Raw genomic sequence first — 7,949 nt, forward strand, 5'->3', positions numbered from 1 at the left:
AGGCACGCCGCCAGCGTTCGTCCTGAGCCAGGATCAAACTCTCCAAAAAGATTGTTTGCATAGCTCAATTGTTTTAAATAAGAATTAACTTACTGGCATGTATTTTGTTCAGTTTTCAAAGATCAATCTATCAAGTGCGTTTCAACAATATAGCACACTCAAATTGTCCTGTCAAAAACTTTTATGTTTAGGATTTTTCGTTTTCGTCTTTCGGACAAGTAATAATATATCACGCTATTGAAATAATGGCAAGTGTTTTTTAACTTTGTTTTTAAATGTCTCACTTAATGAATGTCTCTTTCCATTCTAACATCATCCAGCCTTTTCATAAAACCTTTTCTCACCACCTCCTCTTAAACATAGGGGGATGTTAATGGTTATTGTTGATCAAAGCAGAAGGCACAGGACAAGGAAGCCCCCGAACTGCCCGCGGAAAGAGAGCACCTAGAATAAAATTCAACAGGATAAGTTAAAAAAAGGTCAACATGGACCCTTCCGACATTTTTCCTCTTACTGAAATTGTCTTTTTTGTTTATTGATCAAATTCTTCACCTTTTTCGGATCAGACGCAAACAGTAAAAGACCAGCTAATATAACTCCTCCTCCAATGAGCTGTGCAGCCATGAGTTTTTCTTTCAACAGCCACCAGGCAAGAACACTAGCTCCGATAGGCTCTAATAGAATGGCCATGGATACAGACGAGGTGCTGATATATTTGATAGACCAGTTAAATAAAGTATGGCCAAGCAAATTCGAAATAACTGCTAGCAGCAAAAAATATAACCATTCCTTTGGCGGGTATGGATAAAAAGATTCCTGTTTAATCAACACATAGAAAAATAGCACAATCATACAATTAAAATAGACGATAAACGTATACGTTACAAGAGACATACGTTTACGGATCATCTGACCGAACAGCAAATAACCAGTAATTAACGCACAGGCAGCAAGTGCAAGTATATCTCCATACAAGGCTTGGCCGCTCACTTGAAAATCTCCCCATCCAATGATAAAACTCCCTGCAATGGCCAATCCGCCGCCGGCCAAGGCACCTATCGTAAAACGTTCTTTAAAAATAAAGTATGTACCTGCAAACGCAAACAGCGGCTGTAAAGTAACGAGTACCGTTGAACTTGCTACCGAAGTGTAATTTAAAGATTCAAACCATAAAATAAAATGAAAGGCTAAAAAAGCGCCAGAAATGAGCGATAACCCCCAATCTTTCTTTGAAACACTTTTTAACTCCCCCACATACTTTAAAAGGAATAAAGGCAGCATTAACAAAACGGTAAATAAAAGTCGGTAAAAAGCAATAATCCCCGCATCTGCGGACGATAGTTTAACAAGTACAGCGGAAGTTGAAACAGAAAAAACACCGATCAACAGTACAACATGAGGATTCATTTTTGGCCTTTCCATCGTTGTTCTCCTCCAATGCATCTAACTATGTTTTATTTACAATAAAGTCCACTTATCATTTTAAATCTTCCATTGACAGATTGCTAGTTAACAAAAAACAGCAGGAATAAATTTTTTATTCAAAATTATTTATCAAAAAGAAAGGTCATATGAACATAGTTGTTGAAATAAATAAATCACGAAAGCGCTTTCTTATCAAAAAAAGGAATAAACCCTTGAAAATAGGGAATAATAAAAAGAGTGATGAGATCGAAAAAACAAAGAGAGAGGGGAATGGGATGACAACAAAATGGGTACGAATGATTGGGGGATCTATTCTATCGGCGGTGATTATTGCCATTATGTTTCTCGCAGGATAATTGATTTTAGCAGCCCTAAAAAGAAAAAAGCCTGCAGACAAGTTCGTCTGCAGGCTTTTTATCATATGGAGCATAGCGGGCTCGAACCGCTGACCTCTACACTGCCAGTGTAGCGCTCTCCCAGCTGAGCTAATGCCCCGTTCGATGTTCTACTCAATATTATATTCATTTTGTTTTAAATAGCAATACCTCAATCGAAATAAAGAATATTCAAAAAATAAAAGAAGGAGAAAAAAACTATGTTCCAGGCTATTTATTATAAATTCGTTGAGTCCCCCATTTTACTTCGAATATTTGGCATTGCTGTTTTTTTCATCGTTTCATTCGGAACAGCCGTTCATTTCATTGAGCCAGATACGTTCCCCACTATTTTTGAAGGAATTTGGTGGGCTGTCGTCACCGCCTCGACGGTGGGCTTTGGAGATTTCGCTCCAAAAACGACAGCTGGACGTCTTCTCGGGATCGGATTAATTTTCGCTGGAGCCGGTTTTCTTTCAGCCTACTTCATCAATCTGGCAGCTGCTGCTGTAACTTCTCAAAACGCTCTACGTGAAGGTAAGGCTGCTTATGAAAATAAAAATCATTTAATTATCGTTGGCTGGAATGAACGTACGAAAGAAATCATTGACCATTTGCAAACATTTTCCATTTCAAGACATATCGTTCTTATTGATGATTCACTGCGAACAAACCCTTACTCAGAAAAAATAGTTCATTTCATTCAGGGAATCCCTCATAGGGATGAAATCTTACAGAAAGCAAACTTAAAAAATGCGGCATCTGCTTTAATTACATCCGACCCAAACAAAAATGAAATGTATGCCGATATGAACTCCATACTAACACTAGTCGCGATGAAAGGAAGCAGTCCTTCTCTCTATTGCATTGTGGAAATTTTGACGAATGATCAAGTAATTAACGCAGAACGAGCGGGGGCAGACGAAGTCATTCAAACAAATAAGCATGCGAGCGCTGTTATGTTAAACAGCATCCACCAGGAAGGTGCTTCAACCGCTTTAACGCATTTGCTTGACCCTTTAAATGGCGGACTTTTAAAAACAATGGCTCCAGAACCAGATTGGGTTCACATGTCATTTGGAGAGCTGGCCATTAATTTACTAAAAGAGCGTGTCATCCTAATGGGTATTCAAAGAGCGGAGAACACGATGATCAATCCTCCGCTCGCTGTTCAAATCCTTTCTTCCGATCGATTACTTGTTATTAAACATTGAGCGTGCGTTCCACTTCTTCCAGCAGACGTTTCCCAGATGCCACATACTCTTCTTTCACTTGTGCGTCTGGATCTTCCGGTTCAGCAAATTGATTGAAAGCTCCGCTGATATTTCCCGAAGAAGCAACGTCGTCGATCCCCCCCTGATAAACATGAGCGAGAACAAACGGGGAGCCAAACTGTACAATGACCCCTGGAGAATCCAATTGGCCGTCTACCGCAGTAAAAGGAAGCCGCAAAAATTGATATCCTTCCTCATCATCGATTTTGTAATCAAAGGAGCCGCTGTCATAATCCCAATTGCCTCCGATTGAATAACCGAGAGGCTTTAGCTGTTGTTCTAAATCATGCAAGTTAAAAGTTTTTCCTTCTAATGCGGAAGGTAATTGAATCATACACTCATCCCCTCTCTTTTTTATAGTGTGCCCAAATCATAAAAAAAACTCCGCGATTCTCCGCGGAATTTCCACCTATCATTATTCAAAGTGCCGCTTGTAAAATCTCCATCACTTTTTTCCTGTTCATCGGATAAAAGCGGCCAAATTCGCCTCGTATCATTGCTCGATCAACGATCTCTTCTAAACGGCTGCTGTCAATCCCGTAATGCGATAAACGGGATGGAACACCAAGACTTTCCCAGAACTGCTGAAGAGCTTGAATGCCTTCATTCCCTATTTGTTCATCTGACTTTCCTGTGCTCTCTACACTGAACACGCGGACTGCTAATTGTTTAAAACGAGCCGGCTGTGATGCAAGTGCATACTTCATCCAGATTGGAAATAAAATAGCCAGTCCCCCGCCATGAGGAGTATGATAGATCCCTGATACAGCATGCTCAATAATATGAGCAGTCCAGTCACCACGGTATCCTGATTGCAGTGTACCATTCAAAGCAATCGTTCCCGCATACATCATTTTCGCCCGATAATCATAGTTTTCGGGTTCTTCCAAAAGCTTGGACGCAGTCTCTATAATGGTCTTCAGTGTTATTTCACTGAAGCTGTCCTGCAAGTTAGAGTCCTCTCCATTGTGAAAGTATTGTTCAAGAATATGACTCATCATGTCTACAATGCCAAAAACCGTTTGATCACGAGGTACTGTTGTCGTATATGTTGGATCACAAATCGAAAACTTCGGAAATACATATTGACTATGCCAGTCAATCTTTTCGTTTGTATCCGTGTTTGTAATAACAAGCCCTGCATTCATTTCAGAACCCGTCGCGGCTAATGTTAAAATGGTTCCAAGCGGCAGGGCCTCTGTTATAGGCTTCCCTTGTGAAATAAGTTCCCAAACATCTCCGCTATATTTAGCTCCAGCAGCGATCGCTTTCGCAGAATCAATCACACTTCCACCGCCGACCGCTAAAATAAAGTCGATGTTTTCCTTTTTGCAAATCTCCACACCCTTATGTACAACTGCAAGCCGCGGGTTCGGCTCAATACCAGATAGTTCATACACATTCACTTGATCATCGTTTAATTTTCCCAGCACTTCCTCATATAAACCATTTCTCTTAATACTCCCTCCACCGTAAACGAGAAGAATATTTTTTCCATATACAGCAAGCTCGGCCTGCAGTCTATTTATAGATCCCTTTCCAAAAATCCATTTTACAGGATTATATTGAATAAACCGATTCATCTTCCTCTTCCCCTTTCCGTTGATTATTATATACAAAATGAAGGCCGGTGAATAATCACCGGCCTTCTTTCACAGAGGCTGTTCTGCTTTTCTAACTAATTATACCCATCCTCTGAACTTGGAAGCTTCTGCTGTTCTGCGCACTCCGACCATGTAAGCAGCTAAACGCATGTTCACTCCACGTGTTTGGGCAGTTTCGTAAATATTGTTGAACGAAGCAACTAAAGTTTCATGAAGCTTTTCGTGTACTTCTTCTTCTGTCCAGTAATAGCCTTGGTTGTTTTGCACCCACTCAAAATAAGAAACTGTTACTCCTCCTGCACTCGCTAATACGTCAGGAACGAGAAGGATGCCTCTATCAGTTAAGATTTTTGTTGCTTCCATCGTTGTTGGGCCGTTAGCCGCTTCTACAACGATCGACGCTTTAATATTGTGAGCATTCTCTTCTGTAATTTGGTTAGAAATCGCAGCTGGTACTAAAATGTCACAATCTACTTCTAACAACTCTTTATTTGAGATCGTATTTTCAAACAATGTTGTAATCGTACCAAAGCTATCGCGACGGTCAAGTAAATAATCAATGTCTAAGCCGTTTGGATCATGTAACGCACCATAGGCATCGGAAATTCCGATTACTTTCGCACCAGCGTCGTGTAAGAATTTAGATAAGAAGCTTCCCGCATTACCAAATCCTTGAATAACGATGCGTGCACCTTCAAGCTTGATTCCGCGTTTTTTCGCAGCTTCTTTAATACAAATTGTTACACCTTCAGCTGTCGCCTTTTCACGTCCATGCGAACCACCTAATACAAGCGGTTTTCCTGTAATAAACCCTGGAGAATCAAATTCACGAATGTGGCTGTACTCATCCATCATCCATGCCATGATTTGTGAGTTCGTATAAACGTCTGGAGCTGGGATATCTTTCGTTGGACCAACGATCTGACTGATCGCACGAACGTAGCCGCGGCTTAAGCGCTCGATTTCACCCATTGACATTTGGCGCGGATCACAAACCACGCCGCCTTTTCCGCCGCCATATGGTAAGTCAACGATACCAGCTTTAAGTGTCATCCACATTGATAATGCTTTTACTTCCTCTTCATTCACTTCCGGATGAAAACGCACGCCGCCCTTAGATGGACCCGCTGCATCACTATGCTGAGATCTGTAGCCAGTAAAGACTTTCGTTGAACCATCATCCATACGCACAGGGATACGAACTGTTAACATGCGCAATGGCTCTTTTAAGAGTTCATACATTTCTTCCGAGTAACCCAATTTTGTCAAAGCTTCCTTAATGACGTCCTGAGTTGATGTGAATAAATTTAGATTTTCCGACATTTTGAAATTCGCCTCTTTTATTATTTAATCGTTAGTTCGTGCCGGATACAGCCAACACTTTTTGAATACGTTCGATCGCCCAATCCAATTCTTCTTTTGAAATAACAAGCGGAGGAGCGAATCGAATGACCGTGTCATGAGTTTCCTTACAAAGCAATCCTTCTTCTTTCAATGCTTCGCAATATTTACGTGCTGGTTCATTCAGCTCTACACCGATAAATAAACCTCTACCACGTACGTCTTGAATCATCGGATTGTTAATTTCTTTCAGTCTGCCCAAAAAGTATTCCCCTAATTCAAGAGAACGATCAGCTAGTTTCTCTTCTTGGAGCACATCAAGAGCAGCGATTGAAACAGCACAAGCCATTGGGTTTCCACCGAAGGTAGAACCATGAGAACCCGGATTAAATACACCAAGTATATCTTTGTTTGCTACTACGCAAGAGATAGGAAGAACGCCGCCTCCAAGCGCTTTACCCAGAATATACATATCCGGTTCAAAATCTTCCCAATTACAAGCAAACATTTTTCCTGAACGTCCAAGTCCAGCTTGAATTTCATCAGCAATAAACATAACCTTGTTCTCTTTACAGAAATCATATGCTGCTTTCATATATCCAGCTGGTGGAATGTTAATACCTGCTTCGCCTTGGATCGGTTCAATGATAAAAGCAGCTGTGTTTGGTGTAATAGCTGCTTTAAGAGCCTCAAGATCGCCATATGGTACAAGTTTAATACCTGGGAGCATCGGTCCAAAACCACGTTTGTACTCCTCGTCTGATGACATCGATACAGCTCCCATTGTACGACCATGGAAGTTACCTTCGCAAGCAATAATTTCAGCTTGTCCATCTGCAATACCCTTCACATCATATCCCCAGCGGCGTGCTGCCTTGATAGCTGTCTCTACAGCTTCCGCTCCAGTATTCATTGGAAGTGCCATTTCTTTATTTGTTAATGTACAAATTTTTTCGTACCAAGGCCCAAGTTGATCATTATGAAACGCACGGGATGTTAATGTTGCACGATCCGCTTGATCCTTTAAAGCTTGGATAACTTTCGGATGACGGTGCCCTTGGTTCACAGCAGAGTAAGCGCTAAGCATATCCATATATTTATTTCCTTCTGGATCCTTTACCCAAACCCCTTCTGCTTCAGAAATAACAATTGGCAGCGGATGATAGTTATGTGCTCCATATTGTTCTGTTTGTTTAATAATTTCTTGCGAGTTGACTGATTTAGCCATCATTTTCCCTCCAACTATTTTATGCTTTTACTTTAAGAGCCCCCGGCCGGAGGCTCTTAGCAATTACTTCATTAGAACATTTCAGATGTTGTTTTTGCCTGCATATGAAGCTGTAAGTAATCTGGACCGCCGGCTTTGGAGTCCGTACCTGACATGTTGAAGCCGCCAAATGGCTGGTACCCGACAATCGCACCTGTACAGCCGCGGTTGAAGTAAAGGTTTCCAACGTGGAATTCTTCACGCGCTTTTTCCATGTTCATGCGGTTTTTCGTAATGACAGCACCCGTTAAGCCATATTCTGTGTTGTTCGCGATTTCTAATGCATGATCGAAGTCTTTTGCTTTCGCAAACGCTACAACTGGGCCGAAGATTTCTTCTTGCATTAAACGTGCGTTTGGAGCTACATCTGCTACAATCGTCGGCTGAACGAAGTAGCCTGTTTCGCTGTCGCCTGTACCGCCTGCTACGATGCGGCCTTCTTCTTTGCCGATTTCTACATAGCGCATGATCTTGTCAAAAGAAGCCTGGTCGATCACTGGTCCCATGAAATGGTTATCCATTGGGTTGCCGACTGTTAATTCTTTCGTTAATTCCACTGCACGGTTCAATACTTGATCGTATACATCTTCTACGATGACCGCGCGTGAACATGCCGAACATTTTTGGCCGGAGAAGCCGAAGGCTGATTTCACGATCGATTGTG

8 protein-coding genes and 1 tRNA gene are annotated in these 7,949 nt (G+C 41.5%); 2 read left to right on the forward strand and 7 right to left on the reverse strand.

All coding sequences use genetic code 11. The features are described 5' to 3' along the window. Positions 1-510: 510 nt before the first annotated feature. Positions 511-1,422: a DMT family transporter gene (locus QYG89_RS16840; protein ID WP_404319359.1), complete on the reverse strand. Its 912-nt coding sequence runs from the start codon at positions 1,420-1,422 to the stop codon at positions 511-513. A gap of 215 nt (positions 1,423-1,637) precedes the next feature. On the opposite strand from QYG89_RS16840, the gene QYG89_RS16845 reads away from it, so the two are divergent. Further along, on the forward strand, positions 1,638-1,781 hold the full coding sequence (locus QYG89_RS16845; protein ID WP_404319361.1) for a hypothetical protein: 144 nt from the start codon (positions 1,638-1,640) through the stop codon (positions 1,779-1,781). A gap of 66 nt (positions 1,782-1,847) precedes the next feature. On the opposite strand, the gene QYG89_RS16850 is transcribed toward QYG89_RS16845, so the two are convergent. Then, a tRNA-Ala gene (locus QYG89_RS16850) sits at positions 1,848-1,920 on the reverse strand. Between the two features lie 100 nt (positions 1,921-2,020). Between QYG89_RS16850 and QYG89_RS16855 the strand changes: the two genes are divergently transcribed. Further along, positions 2,021-3,013: a potassium channel family protein gene (locus tag QYG89_RS16855; RefSeq protein WP_404319363.1), complete on the forward strand. Its 993-nt coding sequence runs from the start codon at positions 2,021-2,023 to the stop codon at positions 3,011-3,013. Here the strand turns inward: QYG89_RS16855 and QYG89_RS16860 are convergent. From QYG89_RS16860 to QYG89_RS16880, 5 genes are all read right to left on the reverse strand, one after another. Further along, positions 3,003-3,407, reverse strand: coding sequence for a YugN-like family protein (locus QYG89_RS16860; RefSeq protein ID WP_404319365.1), 405 nt, complete (start codon positions 3,405-3,407; stop codon positions 3,003-3,005). The genes QYG89_RS16855 and QYG89_RS16860 overlap by 11 nt on opposite strands. An 85-nt stretch (positions 3,408-3,492) precedes the next feature. Beyond that, complete coding sequence (locus QYG89_RS16865; protein ID WP_404319367.1) at positions 3,493-4,656, reverse strand: iron-containing alcohol dehydrogenase; 1,164 nt, start codon at positions 4,654-4,656, stop codon at positions 3,493-3,495. 99 nt (positions 4,657-4,755) lie between these two features. Beyond that, the gene (locus QYG89_RS16870; protein ID WP_404319369.1) at positions 4,756-6,000 is read right to left on the reverse strand and encodes a Glu/Leu/Phe/Val family dehydrogenase; all 1,245 of its coding nucleotides are present in this window, start codon (positions 5,998-6,000) and stop codon (positions 4,756-4,758) included. 31 nt (positions 6,001-6,031) lie between these two features. Then, positions 6,032-7,246: an ornithine--oxo-acid transaminase gene (locus tag QYG89_RS16875; protein WP_404319371.1), complete on the reverse strand. Its 1,215-nt coding sequence runs from the start codon at positions 7,244-7,246 to the stop codon at positions 6,032-6,034. 71 nt (positions 7,247-7,317) lie between these two features. Next, the coding region (locus QYG89_RS16880; protein WP_404319373.1) for an aldehyde dehydrogenase family protein at positions 7,318-7,949 on the reverse strand (632 nt) is incomplete at its 5' end.

This window comes from Bacillus lumedeiriae (assembly GCF_044891285.1).
GTDB lineage: Bacteria > Bacillota > Bacilli > Bacillales > Domibacillaceae > Pseudobacillus > Pseudobacillus lumedeiriae.